Genomic DNA, 24,849 nt, shown 5'->3' on the forward strand with positions numbered 1-24,849 from the left:
TATGAAACAACTTATTGATTTTATTCCTTTGGTAATCTTCTTTATTGTCTATAAAAGATACGATATTTTCTATGCGAGTGGTGCATTAATGGTGACCACCCCTTTAGCATTATTAGCAACTTATCTTATCTATAAGAAAGTTGAAAAAGTTGCAAAAATTACCTGTGCAATCGTGATGGGCTTTGCTGCCTTAACGCTTATTTTCCATAGTGATGCATTTATTAAGTGGAAAGTCACTATTATCTATGCTGCATTCGCTGGCGCACTACTTTTCAGCCAATGGTTTACTGAGAAGCCTTTAATTCAGCGAATGTTAGGCAGTAACCAAGAAATAAAATTAGCCGATAGTTATTGGACCAAACTCAATAGTGCATGGGCTATTTTCTTTATTTTCTGCGCATTGCTGAATATTTACGTTGCTTTTTGGATGGCTCAAGATATCTGGGTCAATTTCAAAGTCTTTGGTCTGACAGCAGGAACACTAATATTTACAGTATTGAGTGTGGTCTATATTTTTAAAAATATGGTTAAAGAGCCTGCAGAAAATCATGAAGAATAATTTAAAATAGCGTCAAAAACCTGCTAATTGCATATCCATTAGCAGGTTTTTTTATATGTTAATAGCGTTTGTCACCAAATGCTTTTTCAATCTTTTTATCTGTATTGTACTGTGATAGCGCATATACCGACCAAATAGCGGCAGGTAACCAACCAATAAGCGTAATTTGTAAGATTAAGCAAATGATCCCAGCAAAAGGACGCCCTATCGTAAAAAATTGCAACCAAGGTAATAATATTGCCAATAACAATCTCATTTCATACCTCTAAGTAAATAAATAAATTTCATACTATTGAGTATAGCCAATTCAATCAATTGACTAAATATAAAAAACACTTCTTGCTGTTTCTTTGCAAAAATTGATTTTCTTTCCAAATTTAGACGTCGTTTATTAATAATGAGTATCATATTTATCTTATTTTTGCAGCAATTCAATTAAATAGCTATTATCAATCAATAACTGAGTGGTTCCAGTTTACTATTGCATATGTAATTTGTTATAAATGCAAAATCAAAAGTAATAACCCTTTTAATACGAGTCAGATATGCAATTGCCGAACGGTGAGTTAGTTTTACGTACATTAGCCATGCCTGCAGATACTAATGCAAATGGTGATATTTTTGGCGGCTGGTTGATGTCACAAATGGATATAGGTGGCGCTATCTTAGCAAAAGAAATTGCGCTAGGGCGTGTGGTCACTGTGGCGGTAAACGGCATTAAATTTCAAAAACCCGTTGCCGTAGGCGATGTTGTTTGTTGTTATGCACGCTGTCTAAAAACAGGGAAAAGCTCAATTACCATTAATATTGAGGTTTGGGTAAAAAAAGTCGCAACGGAGCCTGTTGGCCAACGTTATCGTGCAACTGATGCAGTATTCACCTATGTTGCCGTTAATGACGATAGCACCCCACGTTCATTACCCAAAGAAAAACAACATTTTCAGTTAGCAAGTTCAGATCAAAAAACTAACGAAGCATAAGTTTTTTGCTCCACTCATTATGCAAAAAACAAAAAGCACCATCATCGCTGTGGTGCTTTTTTGTACAGCCCAATAATATCCATTAGACTTGACTAACAGTGCCATCCAATTTGAAATAAATTTCAGTCACGTAGCCTTTTGCGGGTTGCTTTTCAAAAGTCCAACGGTTCATTGCGCGTTTTACGTCTCGCTCAAATAGCCCTTTAGGTGTAGCTTCAACAAATTCAATATTTGTCACTCGGCCATCATCATTAATATCATAGCGAACTTTCACATACCCTTCTTTACCTAAACGACGCGCACGTTCTGAATAAGCAGGAGCTTGTTTATGCAGAGCCCTAGGGCCACCTTTCTTAGTCGATTGACTATTACTTGCCCCTGTATTGTTTGCAGTCTTTATTGGGCTATTATTCGTTTTAGGTGCAATGACGTCTGATTTAAGATTATTCATCGCCAATTGCTTCTCAACTGGCTTAACATCTTCTTTAATTTTTTTCTTTTCTTCCTGTTTTGGCTTAGGCTTTTTCTTCACCTCAGGCTTTTTCTTAGGTAATGCAATGACGGGTTCAACTACCGGTTCGGGTTCGGGCTCTATAACGGGCTCTGGTTCGGGCTCTACCGGTGTTTCAACCTGCTCAACGGGCTCAGAAGCAGGCTCAGGGGCGGCAAAAGCAACCATAGCAATCGTCAATGGTTCAGGGTCTCTGACCAAGTTAGGTTGATTAAAAATCCATGCCATTGCAAGACCCGCATGAATAGATAATGAAACGACGATAATTAAAGTCCAACGCATCCAACGCATATGCAATTTCTACCCTACACCTGTCAACCAAAAAGAATATGACTGATAGTTTAAATGCAAATAGCAATCATATTCAATAAGGTTTGTCATACAAAGTGAAAAATGTGAGTGTACGCTGTAATAACCTTACTCAATCCATTGGGTAAAAAGCAGGGAATGTCGACGATGGTAAATGTCAATTTTACGCATTGCATAGATGCGCATGTTCCGCCTTGAGTGCCCTTCTAACCAGCGTCTACGGCGACGTAGGGATTGTCTTAACATACGCCAACGCCCTACTTCATGCCTACTACGTCTCATTTAATTGTGTCCTTTTATCGTCTAAAAATTATTAGAAAAAAATATTATATTCCTTTGAAAAAAAGAACCAAGAGGAACTTTTTATGTCATTTCAGTGCACCACTTTTAATTTCATAATGATAAAATCAACTATTAAAACTATTTTTCCTAACGAATTACGCTATTTCACGAAGCTTTTACTGCAGAATTTTGCTAAATTCTATTAAGTTGATATTTTGCTAACAGTTTTTTAGCTAAACTATCTTTTTTTGAACCTTTTTCTTATCAGTGAGGCATCTGACCCGTTATGGCAACCGTCTATACACTTATGAGTTGGCTTCTGTTCTTCCTATATTGGCTAATTATTGCAGCAATTACAGTTCGCATTTTAGTCAAAAGAAGGCCAGTCACCTCAGCCATGACATGGCTCCTGATTATTTATATCCTGCCATTAGTCGGAATTATTGCATATGTCGCCTTCGGCGAGCTTCACCTTGGTAAACGTCGAGTCGATAAAGCTCATGACATGTGGCCATCTGTAGCCACATGGTTAGAAAATCTGCGAAATTCAAAACATATCTTTGCCACTGATAACAGCCCTGTTGCTGAACCATTATTTCAGTTAATTGAAAAACGCCAAGGTATCGCGGGGGTTAAAGGTAACAGGATTCAACTTCTGACCACTTGTGAAGATTCATTGAAAGCAATTGTCAATGATATCAATAATGCTCAGCACTCAATTGAAATGGTATTCTATATTTGGCAGCCTGGTGGTTTAGTCGATGGAGTTACCGAAGCCTTACTAAATGCCGCTAAACGCGGTGTTAAGTGCCGAATTATGGTGGACTCTGCGGGAAGTTGGCATTTTTTCCGTAGCGATTACCCTGAAAAAATGCGTGCTGCTGGTATTGAGTTTGTAGAGTCATTAAAAGTTAATTTGATGCGTTTCTTCTTGCGTCGTATGGATTTACGTCAACACCGTAAAATAGTCGTTATCGATAACTATATTTCATATACTGGTAGTATGAATATGGTTGACCCCCGTTATTTTAAGCAAGATTCAGGGGTTGGCGAATGGGTTGATATTTTAGTGCGTATGGAAGGCCCTGTGAGTACCACATTAGGCATTGTGTATGCTTTTGACTGGGAAATGGAAACTGGCCAACGCGTACTTCCACCACCGCCTGATAGTAATATTATGCCTTTTGAACAGGCTAATGGGCATACAACACAAATTATCGCCTCAGGCCCAGGTTTCCCTGATGAGTTGATTCAACAGTCGCTGATGACCGCGATGTTCTCTGCACGCAAACAACTGATCATGACTACCCCTTATTTTGTGCCTAGCGATGACCTTTTGCATGCAATTTGTACAGCAGCAATGCGGGGTGTAGATGTCAGCATTATTATGCCAAGGCAGAATGACTCATTCCTTGTCCGCTGGGCAAGTCGTTCATTTTACAGTGAATTATTAGCTGCTGGCGTTAAGATTTACCAATTTGAAGATGGCTTATTGCACACCAAGAGCGTATTAGTGGATGGCGAGCTCAGCCTTGTCGGTTCAGTCAATCTTGACATGCGAAGTTTATGGCTCAATTTTGAAATCACCGTGGTCATTGATGATAAAAGTTTTGGTAGCGATCTCACGCTAGTTCAGTATGATTATATTGCACGTTCAACGCGTTTAGAAATCGAAGAGTGGGAACAACGCCCGTTCTGGAACCGTGTCGTTGAGCGCATTTGTTATTTCTTTAGTCCATTGTTATAAATTAAGTTTATTAGGAAAGGTCATGACCAAAATACAAAATACATCTTTAATCGATGAAGACGACATCATTGAAATGGCTTATGACCTTTTTCTTGACGGGGCAATGGAGAATCTAGAGCCCGCTGACCAATTAATTTTTGCTTTGCAGTTTGAAGAGCTAGGCGCCGCAGAAATTGTGCCTTTTAGTCATAACTGGCAAGATATTATTAATGATAACATTGAATTAGAGCAACTAAGTGAAGTCGTTATCGGCTTAGCTCAAAGCCCGGATGCCGAATTAGACGATATTTTTGCTCGCGTATTGATTAGCCGCCACCCTTCCAAACCGTTTCACCATATTTTGTGGAAGAAATAATCGATTAAAAGGGACATTTTGTCCCTTTTAGATTAATTAAAGTAAAAGCCCTCTTTTGACCATCATGAGAAAACCATTACAGTGGATCAATTTTCAAACAAGACACCGCATGTTTGAAACTCCCTTCTAATAATGGCCTTGTTTTTGCACACTCTTCATCTGCTAATGGGCAACGGGTTCTAAATACGCAACCTGAAGGCGGGTTAATTGGCGATGGCAATTCACCTTCTAAAAGCTCTATCACCTTATTTTTTTCTTTATCGGGATCAGGAACTGGAACCGCAGACATCAATGCACGCGTATAAGGATGTAAGGGATTATTGTATACCTCATCATAGGTACCAAGCTCCACCGCATGCCCCAAATACATCACTAAGACACGGTCAGAAATATGCTTAACCACCGCCAAATCATGTGCGATAAATATCAGTGATAGCTTCATTTCACGTTGTAATTCTTGGAGTAAATTAACAACTTGCGCTTGAATTGACACGTCTAATGCAGAAACTGGCTCATCGCAAATCACAAGTTTTGGTTCTAAAATCAATGCTCTTGCGATACCAATGCGCTGGCATTGCCCTCCCGAAAATTCGTGGGGATAGCGGTTAATCAAGTTTGGTAATAACCCAACCCGCATCATCATTTTTTTCACTTTTTCTGTGATTTGTGATGGTGACATTTTAGGATGATAGGTTTTCAATGGCTCGGCAATAATATCGCCGATGGTCATTCGCGGGTTAAGTGAAGCCAAAGGATCTTGGAAAATCATTTGGATATCACTGCGAATGCTACGCCATTCTTTGTCAGTTTTACCTAACAAGTTCTGCCCAAGCCAACTTACTGTGCCATCTGTCGCTTTGACTAACCCAATGAGTGCACGAGCAAAAGTGGATTTACCACACCCGGATTCCCCGACTACCCCTAATGTTTCGCCTTCATATAAACGCAGTGTTACGCCATCTACCGCTTTAAGACTTTTGTTTGGTTGCCAAAACCACTGTTTTTTATCTCGGATCTCAAAGTGGACTTTAAGGTCATTCACTTCGAGTAAAACTGGCCTATTTTCATGGGTACTCATACCAATTCCTCCAGTGGCTTAAAGCAGGCACGTAACCGCGTTTGACCAAATGTGGTTAATGCAGGTTCTTGGTCAACACATTGCTGAACTGCATATTGGCAACGAGGTGAAAATGGGCAGCCTTTGGGTAAACGTAATAAATTAGGCGGATTGCCGGGAATGGTTGCTAAACTCTCGTCATCACCATCAAGGCGTGGAACCGCAGCTAATAAGCCAAGTGAATATGGGTGAGATGGATGATAAAAGATATCCTTCGCAGTACCGTACTCCATCGTACGTCCTGCATACATCACTAGGACTTTATCACATACCCCTGCGACGACCCCTAGGTCGTGGGTGATCAAAATAATTGCAGTATCAAACTCTTGTTTTAACTCATTGAGCAACGTCATAATTTGCGCTTGTACTGTCACATCAAGTGCGGTTGTGGGTTCGTCAGCAATTAACAGCTTTGGTTGGCATAACAGTGCCATTGCAATCATAACTCGTTGTCTCATTCCTCCTGAAAATTCATGTGGATACATATTCATCCGCTTACGTGCTTCCGGCATTTTAACGGCATCTAACATCCGAACTGATTCTTCGAAAGCCTCCCTTTTACTCATACCTTTATGTAGCATGAGAACTTCCGACAATTGAGTACCAATTTTCAAATAAGGATTCAATGATGTCATTGGGTCTTGGAAAATCATGGAAATCTCTTCCGCTCGCATACGGTTTAATTCTTTTTCTCTTAAATTCAAAATCTCACGCTCATTAAACATGGCAGAGCCATTAATTTTGCCATTTTTGGCAAGCAAGCCCATTAGTGCGAAAGCGGTTTGTGATTTTCCTGAACCTGATTCGCCTACTATTCCAAGCGTTTCCCCCGCACTTAATTCAAAGTTCAATTTATTTACAGCGGTAACATCACCATCTTGGGTCGCGAATGTCACACTGAGATCTTTCACGGATAACAGAGGGCTTTTCATTGGGTTATTTAACATATTATTCCCTCTAGCGATCTTTCGGGTCGAGCGCATCACGCAGCCCGTCACCGATAAAGTTAAAACAAAATAGCGTGATGACTAAAAAACCAGCTGGGATCAGTAGTAACCAAGGCGTCACTTCCATTGAGTTCGCCCCATCACTTAATAACGCCCCCCAACTACTTAACGGTTCTTGTGTCCCTAAACCTAAAAAGCTTAAGAATGATTCAAACAAAATCATACTTGGAACTAATAATGAGGCGTAAACGACTACTACACCTAAAACGTTAGGAACAATATGTCGTAGAATAATCTGCCGTGTACTCACACCACAAACAAGCGCTGCTTCAATAAATTCTTTACGTTTTAATCCAAGTGTTTGCCCGCGAACAATACGCGCCATATCCAACCATGACACCATTCCTATCGCCACAAAAATCAATAAGATATTGGTACCAAATAAGGTGACTAACAGGATCACAAAAAACATAAATGGAAAGGAGTTTAAAATTTCTAATATACGCATCATGATGGAATCCACTTTTCCACCTACGTAACCAGCTAATGAGCCGTACAGTGTGCCTACCACAACTGCGACTAACGCAGCGGCAACCCCCACCATTAAGGAAATTCGCCCACCGATCGCAACACGCACTAATAGATCTCGGCCTGAAGCATCTGTACCAAAATAGTGTCCAGTTGCCATATCAGGTGGCATTGACATCATTTCCCAATCGGTGTCGTCGTACAAAAAAGGCGACAACATGGGCGCAAAAATGACAAATAAAGTAATTAAGAACAACACACATAAGCTAAAAATTGCTGCACGGTTGTGCATAAAACGGCGCCTAGCATCTTGCCATAAACTGCGCCCTTCAATATCGAGCTGCTCTGAAAAGTTCGCCAGAGCTTCACTATTTTTTTGGTTCGATAGCATCGTGTTTCTCCGACTTAGTAACGAATTTTAGGGTCAATAACGGCATACAAAACATCGACAATCGCATTAAATGCAATTGTCAGTACCCCAACTAAAATTGTTAAGCTCAATACCAGCGAATAATCACGATTAAGTGCACCGTTAACAAAGAGTTGACCGATCCCCGGTAACCCAAAAATGGTTTCAATGACCATTGACCCAGTAATAATCCCTACAAAAGCAGGCCCCATATAGGAAAGCACCGGAAGCAACGCAGGTTTAAGGGCATGGCGTAAAATGATGGTTCTTAGTGGTAATCCTTTTGCACGGGCAGTACGAATGAAGTTTGAATGCATAATTTCAATCATCGAGCCACGTGTAATACGGGAAATACTCGCGATATACGCTAATGAAAGCGCAACCATGGGCAGAACCATATGTTTTAGGTTCCCGCCATCCCAGCCACCACCAGGGAACCATTTCAAGTGAATGGCAAAAATTAGCACCAATAACGGCGCTACAACAAAGCTTGGGATAACAACCCCCGTCATGGCAAACCCCATGACTGTAAAGTCCCATTTGGTATTTTGGTTGAGTGCGGCTATCACCCCTGCGGATACCCCAAATAACACAGCAACAATAAATGCAGTAGCCCCTAATTTTGCAGAGACAGGGAATGCTTTAGCCACTAAATCATTAACACTGTAGTCCTTGTATTTAAATGATGGGCCAAAGTCACCCTTGGAAAGCTGAATTAAATAATTAAAATACTGCTTATACATAGGGTCATTTAAATGATATTTCGCTTCAATATTTGCCATTACTTCCGGTGGCAATTTCCGCTCGCCAGTGAATGGGCTCCCTGGAGCTAATCGCATCATAAAAAATGAAATGGTAATCAGAACCAAAAGAGTCGGAATGGCTTCTAACAACCGACGAAAAATAAATTTCAACATCGCTCTTTCCTACTTCTATTGCCTAAATAGGCGAATATCTGGCTCCAATAAATGGAGCCAGAGCAACTATATTAGTGTTTAATAATATATAAATCTTTAGTATGCAGATTATCTAATGGGTCTTTGCCACTATAGCCACCCACATAAGGTTTCACTAAACGCGTATTAACATAGTAGTAAAGCGGAACAACCCCTGAGTCTTTATCGAGTAATTTTTCAGCTTGTTGATAGAGTTCTGCTCGTTCTTCATCTGTTTTGACTTGCAATGTTTTCTTCATCACCGCATCAAAATCTGTATTTTTATAGTGAACGGTATTATTACTGCTGTAGGAAAGTAACATATTGAGGAAGGATGAAGGCTCGTTATAGTCCGCACACCACCCCGCGCGTGCAACATCATAGTTGCCTTGATGTCGGCTATCTAAGAATGTTTTCCACTCTTGGTTTTCTAATTTCACTTCCGCACCAATGTTTTTCTTCCACATAGAAGACGCTGCAATCGCGATACGCTTATGTAAGTCTGAGGTGTTATATAATAAATTGAATTTTAGAGGATTCCCTTTGTTATATCCCGCTTCTTCTAGCAACTGTTTCGCTTTTTCATTACGCTGCTCTTGGGTCATATTCGCGTACCAATCTGGTTTTTCTGTTTTCATTCCGCTGGTAAATGGTGGAGTGAAACCATACGCAGGAATATCCCCTTGAGCTTTAACTTTATACGTAATTGTGTCTCTATCCATAGATAGCTTTAACGCTTCACGTACGCGAGGGTCGTTAAATGGGGGTTTTTCATTATTAATCTCATAATAATAAGTACACAAATATGGACTTACCCGTAACTCGTTCGGCATATTTTTCTGCAAACTTTTGAACTGTTCGATAGGTAAGTTACTGTATGTCATATCAATTTCACCACTACGGTAGCGGTTAACATCTGTAACTTCTGAGGAAATCGGTAAAAAAGTCACTTGGTCAATAATGGTATTCGCATTATCCCAATAGCTTGGGCTTCGCTCTAATACAATGCGCTCATTAACTGTCCAATCCTTCAATTTATATGCCCCATTACCCACAAAATTCTGTGGCTGCGTCCACTTAGCACCATGTTGTTCAATAGTTTTTTTATTTACTGGGGACATAGATGAGTGAGCTAATAATTTAGGGATATAAGGAACAGCTTCACTCAGTGTAATAACTAGGGTTTTGTCATCGAGAGCTTTAATACCAAGTTCTTCAGTTTTTTTCTTTCCAGAGATAACATCGTCAATATTACTGATGTGGGCATATTGTAAATAACTCGCATAAGGTGATGCAGTATCAGGATCAGCCAATCGTCGCCAGCTATACACAAAATCTTCGGCTGTGACAGGGTCACCATTAGACCATTTAGCACCTTCGCGAATTTTAAATGTCCATTCTGTAAAATCTTTATTTTCCCAGCTTGTTGCTGAACCAGGTAAAATTTCACCATCAGGCCCCACAATTGTGATCCCTTCAAAAAGGTCTCTCGCTAAAGCAGATTCCGGCACCCCTTCAATTTTATGTGGATCTAATGACTGAGGTTCTGAGCCATTATTACGAACCATTAACTGTTTTTCAGCCAGTTCAACACCTGCGGGAACCGTTGCTGCAAAACTTGTTGCTATAGAGCCCATTGCTAACCCAGCCGTTACGCTAAGCGCAATAATCGATTTATTGATTAATTTACTCATCTTATCGGTTACTCCCATACATAATTATTATGATTGTGTGTTGATATATGTTCACCCAGTAGATGAACACTTTTTATAATTATTTAGATATTATTAATTAGGTTCACTTATATATAACCGTTTAATATCCGTATAATCAAGGGGGTCATTGCCTTTAAATCCGCGAACACTCGGTTTTATCATTCGAGCACTAACGCGATAATAAACAGGAACAATAGCCGAATCCTTGTCTAGCAAGGTTTCCGCTTGTTGATAAATTGCATGGCGAGATGAAGGATCTGGAGCTGTCAGCGCTTGCTCAAGCAAGGCATCAAAGTCCGAATTATTATAAAAAGCGGTATTATTACTATTTTGAGACAACATCATATTCAAAAATGCAGTTGGTTCATTGTAATCTGCACACCACGTTGCCCTAGCAACATCGTAATGACCTTCATGACGACTTTGTAATGATGTTTTCCATTCTTGGTTTTGCAACGTCACTTGCGCACCAATATTTTTCTGCCACATCGATGCTGCAACAATAGCTTGCTGTTTGTTTTGATCTGAAGTGTTATACAATAAGTCAAATTTCAATGGGTTTTCTTTGTTATAACCCGCTTGTGAAAGTAAATCTTTAGCGCGCTGATAACGTTGTTCTGCCGATAAATTAGCCCATTCAGGTAATGCAAAGTCACCATTATTGATAAAGCTTGGCGTAAAACCATAAGCGACTTTTTGCCCTTGAGCGATAATTTTATTGGTAATTATTTCTCTATCTAAACCCAATTTTATTGCTTCACGTACTCTTGGGTCATTAAACGGCGCTTTTTGATTATTTATTTCATAATAGAACGTACACAAATATGGCCGAACATATAATTCATTGGGCCTTTCTTGCTGCATTTTTTTATATAAAACAGGTGGGATTGCAGAATTTGAAATATCAATTTCACCACTACGGTAACGGTTAATATCACTCACTTCGGAGCTAATCGCTAGAAAGGTCGCTTGCTCAATACGGCTATTGGGATTATCCCAGTAAAATGGGTTTCGTTTGATAACAATACGTTCATTTACCACCCACTTATCCAATATGTATGCCCCATTTCCAATAAAATTTTGGGGTTGAGTCCATTTATCACCATGTCGTTGAATTGCAGACTTATTCACAGGCTTCATAGACGTATGAGAAAGCATATCGACAAAATAAGGTACCGGATGGCTTAGCGTAACCTGTAGATGTTGCGGATCAAGTGCCTTCACCCCCAGCGCTGTTGCAGGCATTTTCCCTGCTAAAATCGCATCTGCATTTAAAATATACGCATTTTGTAGATAACTTGAGTAAGGAGAGCCTGTATTAGGGTCAGATAAACGTTGCCAACTATACACAAAATCTTCAGCGGTTACAGGTGAGCCATCACTCCACTTTGCATCTTCCCGCAAAGTAAAAACCCAAGAGGTGTAATTTTCATTGGTCCAATTTTTAGCAACGCCAGGAACTGCCTTACCGTCTATATCGGTATACACGAGGCCTTCTAATAAGTTTAATATCACATTGCTTTCTGGCACCCCTTCCACTTTATGGGGATCAAGAGATGTTACTTCTGAGCCATTATTAATTGTGATTACCTGTTTTACTTTTTCCGTGCCATTTGCTTGTAACGCAACAAATAATAACGAGAGCACACCATAACCAAGTGTTGATTTGAACATCCTATCCCTCACGATTCATTGATGGCGCTATAACCTCATTAGCAACCTTACTTTACGCTGATATTTAAGCCCTAAGACTGTTATTTCCTTATGGGCAATCCACTTTATGACTCCAATATTCAAAACAATTAATTAACATTCGCTAGTTAAAAACTTTTGATAACTTTTGAAAATAACAGCTAAACATTATGTTTATCTTTAAATTACAATGCATTACAAAAGTATAATCATACAATACAAGATAGACCTCAAATTCGAATCCAAACATATCATTAACAAACGCCAATTAGAATAGTGAATAAATTTACGTAGCTCACAATTCCTTACTTTTTATCCCTGTTTTAGCAAAAAATGCCACATATAATTACAGGGAACATTTTTTTCATACGTGATTATTGATGACTAAAATTTTAATAAGCCAATTAAAACTACCTGAAGAGCAAAATTGATGTATGTAATACGATAGGAACTAACGATAGATATGGCTGCAAATAGGTTTAGTTTGCAGCCATAAAAAGAGAAGAAATTAGATTATAATAAGCCTGGGAATATGGCTTTAACCCCGGTCACAATAAACTCTATCCCCAGCGACATCAGTAATAGGCCCATGATACGCGTCACCACGTTGATCCCTGTTTGACCTAAGTAACGAACCAATAAAGACGCTGAACGAAATAATAACCAACAACAAAAAGCAAATGCGATACTCGTCAAGGCTAAACCTAAAAAGTTTTGCCAACCATGCCAACGAGATGACCAAACGATACAAGAACTGATTGCCCCAGGCCCTGCCATTAAGGGTAAAGCCAAAGGTACAACACCAATGCTATCCCTAACCGCAGTTTCTGTTTTTTCTTGCTTATTCTGTTTGTCTTCACCAATTTTACCGCTAATCATTGACATCGCTATTGTGACGATCAAGATCCCACCAGCAATACGGAAAGAATCAATTGAAATACCAAATAATTGCAGAATTGAGTCACCAATTAATAATGATGTACATAAAATGATAGCAACTGATGTATTTGCAATAGTATTGGTTTTATTTCTCCCGGCATTACTTTGATAGTTTGTCATACTAATAAACACAGGCAATATGCCAACTGGGTTCACAAGTGCAAACAAGCCAATAAAGAATTTTATATAACCCGATAAATCAAGTAATGCGCTACTCACCCATTCATTTCCTTAAGCAGTTCTCTTTAGAGATTCATTGATATCTTTTATGATTTTACCACCGATGTTATTAATTTCCTTGAGCAAAACAATATTTTCTTTAACTTGCTAAATTTGCTTAGCATTTAGTTAGGTATACATAAATTATCTGCACAAATTGTTTTGATAATATTAAATTAAGCAATAGATGAACAACATTTATTCAACTTGTGCATATATACACGTGCTGAAAGGAGTCAGCTTGGCGTTTTCGTGATATAGATCACTTTATTTAATTACCGTTTTGTTAATCTACTCTTAACTGATAGGCAGAGCTAATGAGGATATTAACTCAAAACTGAATAAGGTTTTTAAGCCAATAAGCGATCATGAGCAGCGTTATTATAGATAACATCTATACTTTCATCTTTAAGCATTTCCTAGTTCTATAGATGCATTTTGCTCATTGGCTTAAAAAGTTTAACATTTATCAGGAGTAATCTATATGTCCGTAACTAACGTTACCGAACTCAATGAACTCGTTGCTCGTGTCAAAAAAGCTCAACGCGAATTCGCAACTTTCTCCCAAGAGCAAGTTGATGAAATCTTTAGAGCCGCCGCCCTCGCTGCTGCTGACGCACGTATCCCCCTAGCAAAACTCGCTGTCGAAGAATCTGGAATGGGTATTATTGAAGATAAAGTGATCAAAAACCACTTTGCTTCAGAGTATATCTATAATGCGTATAAAGACGAAAAAACCTGCGGCACGCTATCTGAAGACCCAACATTTGGAACAATTACTATCGCTGAGCCGATTGGTATTATCTGTGGTATTGTTCCAACAACAAACCCAACTTCAACCGCGATTTTTAAATCACTGATTAGCTTAAAAACGCGCAACGCTATTATCTTTTCTCCGCACCCTCGCGCTAAAAATGCAACTAACCGCGCAGCACAAATCGTGCTTGATGCTGCCATTGCAGCGGGGGCACCGAAAGACATTATTGGCTGGATTGATTCCCCTTCTGTTGAGCTATCCAACGCTTTAATGCACCACCCTGATATTAACCTGATCCTAGCGACAGGTGGGCCAGGCATGGTCAAAGCAGCTTATAGCTCAGGTAAACCTGCAATTGGTGTTGGTGCTGGTAATACCCCTGTCGTTATTGATGAAACAGCGGACATTAAACGTGCCGTTGCGTCCATTTTGATGTCAAAAACATTCGACAACGGAGTTATTTGTGCTTCTGAACAATCCGTTGTGGTTGTGGATGAAATCTACAATCAAGTTCGCGAACGTTTTTCAAGCCATGGAGGCTACCTGCTACAAGGAAAAGAGCTTAAAGCGGTTCAGGATATCATCTTAAAAAATGGCAACCTAAACGCTGCTATTGTTGGTCAGCCTGCCTATAAAATTGCAGAAATGGCCGGCATTACCGTTCCAAAAACAACTAAAATCTTAATCGGTGAAGTCAAAACCATCGATGAGTCAGAACCGTTCGCACATGAAAAACTTTCACCATTATTAGCGATGTATCGTGGTAAGAATTTTGAAGATGCAGTTGCAAAAGCAGAACAATTAGTTGAAATGGGGGGGATTGGCCATACCTCTTGCTTATATACTGACCAAGATAACCAACATGATCGTGTTAACTATTTTGGCCAAAAAATGAAAACAGCGCGTATTTTAATCAATACGCCAGCGTCACAAGGTGGTATCGGTGACCTGTACAACTTTAAATTAGCCCCTTCTCTGACTCTAGGTTGTGGTTCTTGGGGTGGTAACTCCATCTCTGAAAACGTAGGTCCAAAACACCTAATCAATACCAAAACTGTGGCGAAGAGAGCTGAAAATATGTTGTGGCATAAACTTCCGAACTCAATCTACTTCCGCCGTGGTTGCCTCCCTATCGCCCTTGAAGAGATTGCAACTGACGGTGCTAAACGCGCTTTCATCGTAACTGATGGTTATCTATTCAATAATGGTTATGTTGATGAAGTGGTTAGCGTTCTCAAAAAACATCACATTGAAACAGACGTTTTCTTTGAAGTTGAGGCAGACCCAACATTAACGGTGGTTCGTAAAGGTGCAGCCCAAATGCAAGCATTCCAACCTGATGTGATCATTGCATTAGGTGGTGGTTCACCAATGGATGCGGCTAAAATCATGTGGGTTATGTACGAACACCCGGAAACTCATTTTGAAGAATTAGCATTACGTTTTATGGATATACGTAAACGTATCCACCGTTTCCCTAAAATGGGCGTTAAGGCTAAATTAGTTGCTATCACAACGACTTCGGGAACAGGTTCTGAAGTCACGCCATTTGCGGTAGTGACTGATGATAAAACAGGCCAAAAATATCCATTAGCAGACTATGCATTAACGCCAAATATGGCAATTGTTGATGCGAACTTAGTCATGAATATGCCTAAATCTTTAACGGCTTTTGGTGGTTTAGATGCGGTCACCCATGCGTTAGAAGCTTATGTTTCTGTTTTAGCTAACGAGTTTACTGATGGCCAAGCACTTAAGGCCCTGAGTCTATTAAAAGATTATTTACCAGCCAGTTACCATGAAGGGGCTAAAAACCCTGTAGCAAGAGAACGTGTCCATAACGGGGCGACACTTGCAGGTATTGCTTTTGCAAACGCATTCCTTGGTGTATGTCACTCTATGGCACATAAGCTTGGCTCAGAGTTCCACATCCCTCATGGGCTTGCTAATGCTTTGCTGATTTGTAACGTTATCCGTTTTAATGCGAATGATAACCCAACAAAACAAACTGCATTTAGCCAATACGACCGCCCTCATGCACGCCGCCAATACGCAGAAATTGCGGATCACTTAGGGCTCACTAAAGTCGGTGATCGTACTGCTGAGAAAATTGAAAAATTACTCGCATGGTTGGAGGAAATAAAAGCCGATTTAGGTATTCCTAAATCTATCCGTGAGACTGGTGTTACTGAAGCTGACTTCTTAGCTCGCGTGGATAAACTTTCTGAAGATGCATTTGATGACCAATGTACAGGTGCTAACCCTCGTTATCCTTTAATCTCTGAAATTAAACAATTATTACTGGATTCTTATTATGGTCGCGAGTTCGTTGAGCATCAAGACGCACCCGTGATTGAAAAAGAGGAAAAAAAAGCGCCTCAGAAAAAAACAGCCGTAAAAAAAGAAGCTGAAAAGAAAAGCACTAAGAAATAATGTATTAAACATTATTTAAAATAAAGGCACTGCAATAATTGCAGTGCCTTTTGTTTAGCTATTAAAAATGAGTTACTGTAAGAATACATAAAATCGATATTATATAAAACGATTCAACTCGCTGAGTTTATCTCACAGTTGGTCATAATAGGTTGATATCAGAGAGCTATTTTATTTCCTACACCAAACGATTTCCATTCATCTAAAGTGGAGTGCCTGTTTAGGTATAACACCCTCATTCATCAACTGAGCTTGTTTTATTGCTTCTGAATAGTGTTTACGACAAACAGAAATATACTTTTCATTGCCGCCTATATCGACTTGTAAGCCTTTATATACAGGTATCCCATCACTTCCTATACGTAAAACCTTACTTGCCTTACGGCCACAATAGCAGACTGTTTTTAGCTCGACTAATTTATCAGCCCAAGCAAGCAAATATTGGCTACCTTCAAATAATTGCCCCGCAAAATCAGTACGCAACCCATAACATAAAACTGGAATATCCTCGTTATCGACTATGTCACATAATTCTTCGACTTGTTTTTTTGTTAGGAACTGACACTCATCAATAAGAACACAATGCACTTTTTGTGTGCTATTTTCTTTTTTAATCAGCTCGGCCATATTTGTTGTCGCTGAGTAGAGTAACGCCTCTGCTGATAAACCGATGCGCGATGAGACTTTTCCTTGTTCAAAACGGTTATCTATCTCTGCAGTAAAAATAACCGTACGCATCCCTCTTTCATTATAGTTATACGATGATTGCAATAATGACGTTGATTTTCCCGCATTCATAGCTGAATAATAAAAGTAAAGCTGAGCCATTTGGCTGTTCCCTCAAAATTAATATACGTAATAATTTTACCATAAAACAGACTTTATGATTAACAATAATGGTCTGTATGTCCTTTACTTATTGAAAATTTAACTTTTTTTTCGACTATACTCGTTCCTTATTGCAAATATTGCTTAGCTTGTATGCAATAAAAACCAATTTGATATTAACTATAAACAGTTTCAATTAAAGCACATTCCGCTAAAAATCATCATCAAAAAAAGAAAATTTAAGGAATCCATCCCTTCAATTCATTCTGCGTAAAAGTAAAATGAGACTCTCCTCTTCTTTTTCGAATAATTTAATCACTACGATTTTAGCTTATTCCTATTTTTCGTTTAGTTCAGTTATTGATAATAGCTATATATATATCTACGAAAAGTTTATTTTTCTTTTGTAAAAAAATTGCAATCGCTAAAGATTACTTTTAAACTAAGGAAGTAATTTAGCTATTGCAGAATTTAAAATAGCATTCTATTATTACTGTACACATGCCAACTAATAATTTGAGACCAGGAAAATGAGCGAATCATTAAAAGCGTTAAATAACATCCGTACTCTTCGTGCTCAAGCTCGCGAAGTAACTTTAGAATCTTTAGAAGAAATGCTGGAAAAATTAACCGTCGTTGTTGAAGAACGTCGTGATGAAGAGAGCCAAGCTCGCGCGGAATTAGAAGAACGTAACCGTAAATTGGAAAAAGTTCGTGAAATGATCCTTGAGCAAGGCGTCGATTTAAATGACCTTCTGCAAACAATGGACTCAGGTAAAAGCACTAGCACCCGTGCTAAACGTGCTGCACGTCCAGCTAAATACAAATATGTTGATGAAAATGGCGAAACTAAAACTTGGACAGGCCAAGGCCGTACTCCAGCTGTAATCAAAGTTGCCATTGAAGAACAAGGCAAATCTTTAGATGATTTCTTAATCTAATCGCCTCAACATGTATTCTAAACACCCTTTTATAAGGGTGTTTTTATTTTAAAGCTTTATATATTATTTTATATTAACCTGTAATAAGAAAAGGTGCTTAGCTATTATAACTCCCCCCTTCAGCACGAAAGCCTCATAACTACTGCCCTCTGCTTCAATTAACTGCCCTGTTTAAGCTTTTGCGGCGTATTACGCTATCGACAAATAATCATGATAAATAAAAATATGCAGTAAAGATATGTAAGCTTAATTAGATAAATTTAAATATTGTTCAGTGATTTTATTTATGTAATGAGGTTGTTTGTTAATTTTTACACCCTATACACTTATAGGATGTACAGGCTAAAACAGCCGAAATCAGAGCGATACCCCTTAATATTTGATATCTATTGTTAGTAATTATTTTTTCACGCATAAAAAAGGCTAACAAATTAAGTTAGCCTTTAATAAAAATTCATTGTGGAATTTTATTTTGCTGAATTCAATGATACTGATAATTCTTTCAACCACTGGGTAAAATCATCTCCCAGCGCATCATGTTGCATTCCATATTCAACAAACGCTTTCATATAACCTAGCTTATTTCCGCAGTCATGACTTTTACCACATAAGTGGTAGGCTTCTACTGGTTCATTATTTTCCATCATTAATGCAATGGCATCAGTTAATTGTATTTCATCTCCGGCACCTGGTGCTGTTTTGGCTAATGCATCCCAAATCTTTTCAGATAAAACATAACGACCAACAATAGATAAATTAGATGGAGCCTCTTCACGTTTTGGTTTTTCAACCATACGGATAATTCTTTTACTATCCCCTGGCGCTAACATTTCACCATTACAATCCACAATACCATAGCTAGAGACATCTTCTTCTGGTACTGGCTCAACTAAAATCTGACTTGCTCCTGTAGACTCATATTGCTCTAGCATTTCACGCAAATTAAATTTGGTTAAGTCTGTACTGTAACGGTCTAAAATGACATCGGGTAAAATAACCGCAAAAGGTTCTTCACCGACTAACGGCTTAGCACACAAAATAGCATGCCCTAACCCTTTCGCTATTCCTTGGCGTGTTTGCATAATCGTTACGTGGCTTGGACAAATAGATTGAACCTCATCCAATAGCTGGCGTTTAACACGCGCTTCCAAAATAGCTTCTAATTCAAAGCTTGTGTCAAAGTGGTTTTCAATGGAATTTTTCGATGAATGGGTCACTAAAACAATTTCATTGATCCCAGCCGCAATACATTCGTTAACAACATATTGAATCAGAGGCTTATCGACTATTGGCAACATTTCTTTTGGAATAGCTTTTGTTGCAGGAAGCATACGAGTTCCTAAACCTGCAACAGGGATTACCGCTTTACGCACCTTGCGCTGTGTCATTTTTATCACTCCAGATATCATCTTAGCCTCTCTAGTTTCACTAAAGTACCAAGAGGCATTTTAAGTGCGCAGAAGTATATCAGGAAATATTCATGAATAAATAGCGACGAGTCCGAATAGGGGTATTTAGATTACAGGAGTATGCATTTTAGGCATTAATTATGTTTCGGGATTAAACATAAGTTTTATTTTCTGACTATTATTACGAATTAAACACTGCCAAGCATTTCCTTTTACCTCTAAGTGATTAGATTGATAAAATTTTAGCGTGCCTAAAGGAAGGCTTCTAGGTAACTTAACATGTGTATTTTCTGTCGTTATTTCCGCTTCTAAGCCCGCACTCGCCATAATAATCGATTTATTCTGTGTATTAAAATACCCTAATAATAGAGGAAATTGCCCACTAAACCCCGAATCCTCCAGTAAATAATTTATTTGATTAATGATCCTGTCAATATTCGGTAGTTTTTTTTCTGGGTAGCTTACCGCACTTTTTAAAAGGTCATTAAACACAACTCGAATCAAAAAAGCCGCCATAATACCTTCTTGGGGAGAACGTTCAGTGTCAATGCAGTAGAACCCTATTTGGCTATCTGAAATAGGCGCTAGGTCTAATAATAACCCAAATCGGCTAGCCTCATTAAGTTGACGATAGTTAATTCGATAATTATTTATAATTTGGTGTACTGGCGGTTGTAACTGTTTCAATACCGCTAACATATCTTGGGTATGATCTTGCATTAATGTAGAAATTTGATGAATTTCCTCGTCAATCAACTCTGTTAGGTTACTTTGCTCAGGGTACAGTGCTGAAAGGAGTGTCACTTTAACTTCATCTAAATTTTTTATTGGCTTTAATAAAGCATCCTTAGCCCCTAAACGAAACATTCTATCTAACTGAGTAAAATCTGTTGTTGCTGTGATCACAATGACTGGAATATCGATATTGCGAGAAACGAGCTCTCTCATGAATGCTTCACCATTCATGACCGGCATGCTTAAGTCACATAGAATGATATCAGGGTTGATACGGTCTATTGTTAACATCTCTATTGCTAATTGACCATTATCTGCGGTATAGATCTCAATACCCAGTGTTTCTAGGTAGTTTTTTAAAATTGTACAGAAGGTGATTTCGTCTTCTATTATGAGTACTTTTCTATTTTTCATAAGATACCTACTGCAAAAGCCTGGTTTAATTAACAATACAATTATTCATACGATAAAATCATTTATTCACCATCATTTAAGTATAGTGATTTTTCAATCTTATACTTATTTTTATAGGGAGTGTTATGAAATCTCAAGCAGAAGATAAGTGTTACTGTGGTAACGAAGCACAATTTGAACAATGTTGTGCCCCTTTTTTGCAAGAAAAATCGATCCCACAGACGCCAGAGCAGCTTATGCGCTCAAGATATAGCGCTTATGTACAGCAAAATGCCGATTATCTGATTAAAACCTGGCACCCTGATTGCCATGCCCAAGAGTGGTATCAAGAAATTGTAAATAGTTTCTCGAAGACACAGTGGCTTGGCCTTCGTGTTATTAGTTCTTCTTATGCCAAAAATCCTAATGAAGCTTATGTCGAATTTTCGGCTTGCTTTATTGATGAAAAAGCTGATCATAAGCAGCTTATTCATGAACGTTCGCGTTTTATTAAGATGGATTCGTGTTGGTTTTATATAGACGGCATTACTCCCAAAGTTGGTCGTAATGATTTGTGCCCTTGTGGCTCTGGTCAAAAATATAAAAAGTGTGGGCATCCAAACTAATCACCCTTTATTTGATATCTGTCTAATAAGACACATGCAATACTCAATCCGTCATTTTCTTTTTTATATCGCTTTGTTAGTTAAGGATTAGGCTGTTTCATGCAACACAAAATTGTACAGAAGAAAATTCTCAGGACAATTTGCCCTGACGCGAAAGGATTAATCGCGAAAATCACCAATATTTGCTATAAGCACCAACTCAATATCGTACAAAATAATGAGTTTGTTGATCACCACACCGGCCGTTTCTTCATGAGAACTGAGCTAGAGGGTATTTTCAACGATGAGACATTATTAGCTGACCTTGATGATGCATTACCGGTTGGATCTCAACGCGAATTAAATACAGCAGGTCGACGTCGTATTGTCGTTATGGTGACAAAAGAAGCTCATTGTCTGGGCGATCTACTCATGAAAAGTGCTTATGATGGTTTGGATGTTGAAATTGCAGCGGTTATTGGAAACCACGACACCCTAAAAAACTTAGTCGAACAATTTGATATCCCATTCCACCATATTAGCCATGAAGGCCTAACTCGCGAACAACATGACGAAAAAATGACAGCGCAGATTGACCAATATCAGCCTGACTATGTTGTGTTAGCTAAATATATGCGCGTATTAACGCCTGCATTTGTGCAGCATTATCCAAACCAAATTATCAATATTCATCACTCATTTTTACCCGCGTTTATTGGTGCCCGCCCTTACCACCAAGCTTATGAGCGTGGCGTAAAAATTATTGGAGCGACCGCGCACTTTGTCAATGACAACCTCGATGAAGGACCAATCATTACGCAGAATGTAATTAATATAGACCATACATTCACAGCGGATGATATGATGCGTGCAGGGCGTGATGTCGAAAAAAATGTCCTCAGCCATGCACTCTATTGGGTTTTAGCTCAACGTGTATTTGTCTATGGTAATCGCACCATTATTTTATAAGCCAACTTAGTGGCTTATTTAACAACACTTTGTTGATTTAACACGCATTAAGAATAAAAAAACAGCAAACAACCATTTTATTGAAAATTAATGCTTTACAGCGGCGCGTCATTTGATATGATGCCGCCCGCTGTCAACGATTACAGCAATTCAAAATCTGGTGGGATACCCAAGCGGCCAAAGGGAGCAGACTGTAAATCTGCCGTCACAGACTTCGAAGGTTCGAATCCTTCTCCCACCACCATCTAATTGATTTCACCTCCTAGTTTGTCAACAACCCCCATAAAACGATTTAACACACTTGAGTGTGATTTTGATTTATAGATATAACACACACTTTTCCCCAAAATTTTGTTCAGTGATATATAAATCAATGACTTATCAATCAACTCTTCTTCTGGATAATGGTCTATAATGCCAATAAAATCACCCTCTTGAATGAAACTTTGGCAACAGCCGATATTATCCATTTGTCTTACACTTGTTTTATTATCAACCGTTTCAATTTTTGCCAATAAATCACTCATCAATGAACTTTTATAAAATGCAGGATCACATAGCCATGTACTTTTTTGTAATAATGTAACCAGGTCATAATGAAATTTTTCATACAGTTCTTTTCTGCAATAAATACCTAATGGTGAGTTTTCTATTATTTTTTGTAATGAAAATCGCTCACTAACTACCTGTTCTGAACTAAGTATAAGAGTATTCCCATCATAATCGACAATTTCATCTACTTCGTCATAATTAAACCTTAATATATTTACTTGTACATTATTTTGATGTGCTGATTGATATAAATTAATTAAATGATTTTCCTTCCCCCAGTCATAATAAATATTAGCCTCATTGATTATATAACCTGAAAAATGTTTTTTTGTTATTTCCTTCTCCTGTAAATAAAGATCTCTTAGATCGTTATAAAGTTCTTGGCCATCCTTAGTTAATGTCATTCCAAATTTTTCTCGTTTAAAAAGCCGTTTACCTAGGCTTGTCTCAAAGTCTTTGATTGACTTTGCGATGGGAGGTGTCGTACGGTTCATCACTCTTGCAGCCTTACTTAACGAGCCATTCTCAACAACCGCCATAAACGCCTCTAATTTTCTTGAAAAGAACATATCTATGACCCCATTCCGTTTATTAAAATGTTAATCAACATACTTAGTTTTCTCATTAATAATTATATTGATCACCCCAGAAATTAACTCATAAAATGAAAAATCAAACTTGATTTTTTATTGAATGATTAACAATATTTCATAAAAGTATTTTTATAATTTCCATCATTACAAAGCAATATATTATACTGTTTAGATTGATTATTTTTTATGTCTCCACTATTAAATCACATTAAAATATAAATAACCAATTGACTTTAAATGAAATTAAAACTAGTTAATATTGAAATTATTAATTTAATTTCAATATTAAATTATACCCTAGCATTCATAATAAATTTAATTAACAATAATATTTTTTGATTAACTAAAATTATTATTATATTTATATTGAGCGCTGAATTTTGATATTGTTCTAAGAGTGAGTTATGCCATGACCGTTTTTATCATAGCCATTACTAACTATAAAACAACCTAATCATTGAAACATGCTACGCGGGGTTACAGTACAGCTACCATCTGGTAGAATAAGCATAATAATCATAAAACTAGGTGATAAAAAACCATGAAATTCATATCGTTCAATATCAATGGCCTTCGAGCTCGCCCTCACCAACTCGCTGCAATCATCGAAAAACATCAACCTGAGGTTATTGGCTTACAAGAAACAAAAGTCCATGATGATATGTTTCCTTATGAAGAAGTTAGTCAGCTCGGCTATCATGTTTTTTATCATGGCCAAAAAGCGCATTATGGTGTCGCTCTTTTAACTAAAAATGAGCCTCTTGCTGTCCGTAAAGGCTTTCCAACTGACGATGATGACGCACAGCGTCGTATTATCATGGCTGACATCCAAACGGAGCGTGGCCCATTAACTGTTGTGAATGGTTATTTTCCTCAAGGGGAAAGCCGTGACCACCCAACAAAATTCCCAGCAAAAGAAAAATTTTATCAAGATTTACAAAATTATATTACATCAACACAAACTGCTGAGTCCCAATTGCTCATTATGGGTGACATGAATATCAGCCCAACGGATCTCGATATCGGTATTGGCGAGGTAAATCGCAAACGTTGGTTAAAAACCGGAAAATGTTCTTTTTTACCTGAAGAGCGTGAATGGTTAGCCAAATTATTAGGCTGGGGCTTAGTTGATACATACCGTGCGAAAAACCCTGATGCTGCTGATTGCTACTCATGGTTTGACTACCGTTCTAAAGGTTTTGATGATAATAGAGGCTTACGTATCGACTTACTGCTTGCATCAAATAAGTTAGCAGAGCGCTGTATAGCAACGGGTATTGATTATGATATTAGAGGAATGGAAAAACCGTCAGACCACGCACCTGTATGGTCTGAATTTGACCTAACAAAATAATTTTTATCTCGGGTTCTAATGCAAAAAGGCGCTCTA

23 protein-coding genes and 1 tRNA gene are annotated in these 24,849 nt (G+C 38.3%); 10 read left to right on the top strand and 14 right to left on the bottom strand.

The features are described 5' to 3' along the window. Position 1: 1 nt before the first annotated feature. Positions 2–559 carry a septation protein A gene (locus PR800_RS05105; protein ID WP_166264898.1) on the top strand — a complete coding sequence of 186 codons (558 nt, stop codon included), beginning with the start codon at positions 2–4 and terminating at the stop codon, positions 557–559. 58 nt (positions 560–617) lie between these two features. Here PR800_RS05105 and PR800_RS05110 read toward each other — a convergent pair whose 3' ends face one another. Continuing rightward, positions 618–815 (bottom strand): YqaE/Pmp3 family membrane protein, encoded by a 198-nt coding sequence (locus PR800_RS05110; RefSeq protein WP_004911118.1) that lies wholly within the window; start codon positions 813–815, stop codon positions 618–620. Between the two features lie 289 nt (positions 816–1,104). Between PR800_RS05110 and yciA the strand changes: the two genes are divergently transcribed. Continuing rightward, positions 1,105–1,539, top strand: coding sequence for an acyl-CoA thioester hydrolase YciA (gene yciA / locus PR800_RS05115; protein ID WP_102138639.1), 435 nt, complete (start codon positions 1,105–1,107; stop codon positions 1,537–1,539). An 82-nt stretch (positions 1,540–1,621) separates the two neighbouring features. Here the strand turns inward: yciA and PR800_RS05120 are convergent, their stop codons facing one another. Both PR800_RS05120 and PR800_RS05125 read right to left on the bottom strand, forming a co-directional pair. Further along, on the bottom strand, positions 1,622–2,341 hold the full coding sequence (locus tag PR800_RS05120; protein WP_166264895.1) for a TonB family protein: 720 nt from the start codon (positions 2,339–2,341) through the stop codon (positions 1,622–1,624). A 126-nt stretch (positions 2,342–2,467) separates the two neighbouring features. Next, positions 2,468–2,641 (bottom strand): YciY family protein, encoded by a 174-nt coding sequence (locus tag PR800_RS05125; protein WP_004254127.1) that lies wholly within the window; start codon positions 2,639–2,641, stop codon positions 2,468–2,470. A 286-nt stretch (positions 2,642–2,927) separates the two neighbouring features. Between PR800_RS05125 and cls the strand changes: the two genes are divergently transcribed. Both cls and PR800_RS05135 read left to right on the top strand, forming a co-directional pair. After that, on the top strand, positions 2,928–4,388 hold the full coding sequence (gene cls, locus PR800_RS05130) for a cardiolipin synthase (RefSeq protein ID WP_166264892.1): 1,461 nt from the start codon (positions 2,928–2,930) through the stop codon (positions 4,386–4,388). A 22-nt stretch (positions 4,389–4,410) separates the two neighbouring features. Continuing rightward, complete coding sequence (locus PR800_RS05135; RefSeq protein ID WP_166264889.1) at positions 4,411–4,743, top strand: HI1450 family dsDNA-mimic protein; 333 nt, start codon at positions 4,411–4,413, stop codon at positions 4,741–4,743. 76 nt (positions 4,744–4,819) lie between these two features. On the opposite strand, the gene oppF is transcribed toward PR800_RS05135, so the two are convergent. The 7 genes from oppF to PR800_RS05170 all read right to left on the bottom strand — a co-directional run bounded on the left by oppF (position 4,820) and on the right by PR800_RS05170 (position 13,244). Next, a complete protein-coding gene (gene oppF / locus PR800_RS05140) occupies positions 4,820–5,821 on the bottom strand; it encodes a murein tripeptide/oligopeptide ABC transporter ATP binding protein OppF (RefSeq protein WP_102138643.1) in 1,002 nt (333 codons plus the stop codon). Further along, a complete protein-coding gene (locus PR800_RS05145) occupies positions 5,818–6,807 on the bottom strand; it encodes an ABC transporter ATP-binding protein (RefSeq protein ID WP_166264886.1) in 990 nt (329 codons plus the stop codon). The genes oppF and PR800_RS05145 overlap by 4 nt, the downstream gene beginning before the upstream one ends. 10 nt (positions 6,808–6,817) lie before the next feature. Next, positions 6,818–7,726: an oligopeptide ABC transporter permease OppC gene (gene oppC / locus PR800_RS05150; protein ID WP_004911132.1), complete on the bottom strand. Its 909-nt coding sequence runs from the start codon at positions 7,724–7,726 to the stop codon at positions 6,818–6,820. A 14-nt stretch (positions 7,727–7,740) separates the two neighbouring features. After that, the gene (gene oppB, locus PR800_RS05155) at positions 7,741–8,661 is read right to left on the bottom strand and encodes an oligopeptide ABC transporter permease OppB (RefSeq protein WP_102138645.1); all 921 of its coding nucleotides are present in this window, start codon (positions 8,659–8,661) and stop codon (positions 7,741–7,743) included. A 71-nt stretch (positions 8,662–8,732) separates the two neighbouring features. Next, a complete protein-coding gene (gene oppA, locus PR800_RS05160; RefSeq protein ID WP_272530345.1) occupies positions 8,733–10,373 on the bottom strand; it encodes an oligopeptide ABC transporter substrate-binding protein OppA in 1,641 nt (546 codons plus the stop codon). A gap of 93 nt (positions 10,374–10,466) precedes the next feature. Continuing rightward, the gene (locus PR800_RS05165) at positions 10,467–12,068 is read right to left on the bottom strand and encodes an ABC transporter substrate-binding protein (RefSeq protein WP_232368170.1); all 1,602 of its coding nucleotides are present in this window, start codon (positions 12,066–12,068) and stop codon (positions 10,467–10,469) included. 531 nt (positions 12,069–12,599) lie between these two features. Beyond that, positions 12,600–13,244, bottom strand: a complete 645-nt coding sequence (locus PR800_RS05170) for a YchE family NAAT transporter (RefSeq protein WP_004254112.1) — start codon at positions 13,242–13,244, stop codon at positions 12,600–12,602. A 484-nt stretch (positions 13,245–13,728) separates the two neighbouring features. Here PR800_RS05170 and adhE point away from each other — a divergent pair, with 484 nt between their 5' ends. Then, positions 13,729–16,434 (top strand): bifunctional acetaldehyde-CoA/alcohol dehydrogenase, encoded by a 2,706-nt coding sequence (gene adhE / locus PR800_RS05175; protein ID WP_102138648.1) that lies wholly within the window; start codon positions 13,729–13,731, stop codon positions 16,432–16,434. A 198-nt stretch (positions 16,435–16,632) separates the two neighbouring features. Here the strand turns inward: adhE and PR800_RS05180 are convergent, their stop codons facing one another. Next, a complete protein-coding gene (locus PR800_RS05180; RefSeq protein WP_102138649.1) occupies positions 16,633–17,262 on the bottom strand; it encodes a thymidine kinase in 630 nt (209 codons plus the stop codon). 530 nt (positions 17,263–17,792) lie between these two features. On the opposite strand from PR800_RS05180, the gene hns reads away from it, so the two are divergent. Next, positions 17,793–18,203, top strand: a complete 411-nt coding sequence (hns, locus tag PR800_RS05185; RefSeq protein ID WP_004254106.1) for a histone-like nucleoid-structuring protein H-NS — start codon at positions 17,793–17,795, stop codon at positions 18,201–18,203. 467 nt (positions 18,204–18,670) lie between these two features. On the opposite strand, the gene galU is transcribed toward hns, so the two are convergent. Both galU and rssB read right to left on the bottom strand, forming a co-directional pair. Beyond that, a complete protein-coding gene (gene galU / locus PR800_RS05190; RefSeq protein WP_102138650.1) occupies positions 18,671–19,591 on the bottom strand; it encodes a UTP--glucose-1-phosphate uridylyltransferase GalU in 921 nt (306 codons plus the stop codon). Between the two features lie 159 nt (positions 19,592–19,750). Then, positions 19,751–20,761 (bottom strand): two-component system response regulator RssB, encoded by a 1,011-nt coding sequence (gene rssB / locus PR800_RS05195; protein WP_102138651.1) that lies wholly within the window; start codon positions 20,759–20,761, stop codon positions 19,751–19,753. A gap of 125 nt (positions 20,762–20,886) precedes the next feature. Here rssB and PR800_RS05200 point away from each other — a divergent pair, with 125 nt between their 5' ends. From PR800_RS05200 to PR800_RS05210, 3 genes are all read left to right on the top strand, one after another. After that, positions 20,887–21,366: a YchJ family protein gene (locus tag PR800_RS05200; protein WP_102138652.1), complete on the top strand. Its 480-nt coding sequence runs from the start codon at positions 20,887–20,889 to the stop codon at positions 21,364–21,366. Between the two features lie 99 nt (positions 21,367–21,465). Next, complete coding sequence (gene purU, locus PR800_RS05205; protein WP_102138653.1) at positions 21,466–22,314, top strand: formyltetrahydrofolate deformylase; 849 nt, start codon at positions 21,466–21,468, stop codon at positions 22,312–22,314. Between the two features lie 159 nt (positions 22,315–22,473). Continuing rightward, positions 22,474–22,558 (top strand) — tRNA-Tyr (locus tag PR800_RS05210). Between the two features lies 1 nt (position 22,559). Here PR800_RS05210 and PR800_RS05215 read toward each other — a convergent pair. Beyond that, complete coding sequence (locus PR800_RS05215) at positions 22,560–23,435, bottom strand: LysR family transcriptional regulator (protein WP_166264881.1); 876 nt, start codon at positions 23,433–23,435, stop codon at positions 22,560–22,562. A gap of 565 nt (positions 23,436–24,000) precedes the next feature. Between PR800_RS05215 and xthA the strand changes: the two genes are divergently transcribed. Further along, positions 24,001–24,813, top strand: coding sequence for an exodeoxyribonuclease III (gene xthA / locus PR800_RS05220; protein WP_272530346.1), 813 nt, complete (start codon positions 24,001–24,003; stop codon positions 24,811–24,813). The last annotated feature ends 36 nt before the right edge of the window (positions 24,814–24,849 follow it).

This window comes from Providencia sp. PROV205 (genome assembly GCF_028479505.1).
Lineage (GTDB): Bacteria > Pseudomonadota > Gammaproteobacteria > Enterobacterales > Enterobacteriaceae > Providencia > Providencia huaxiensis.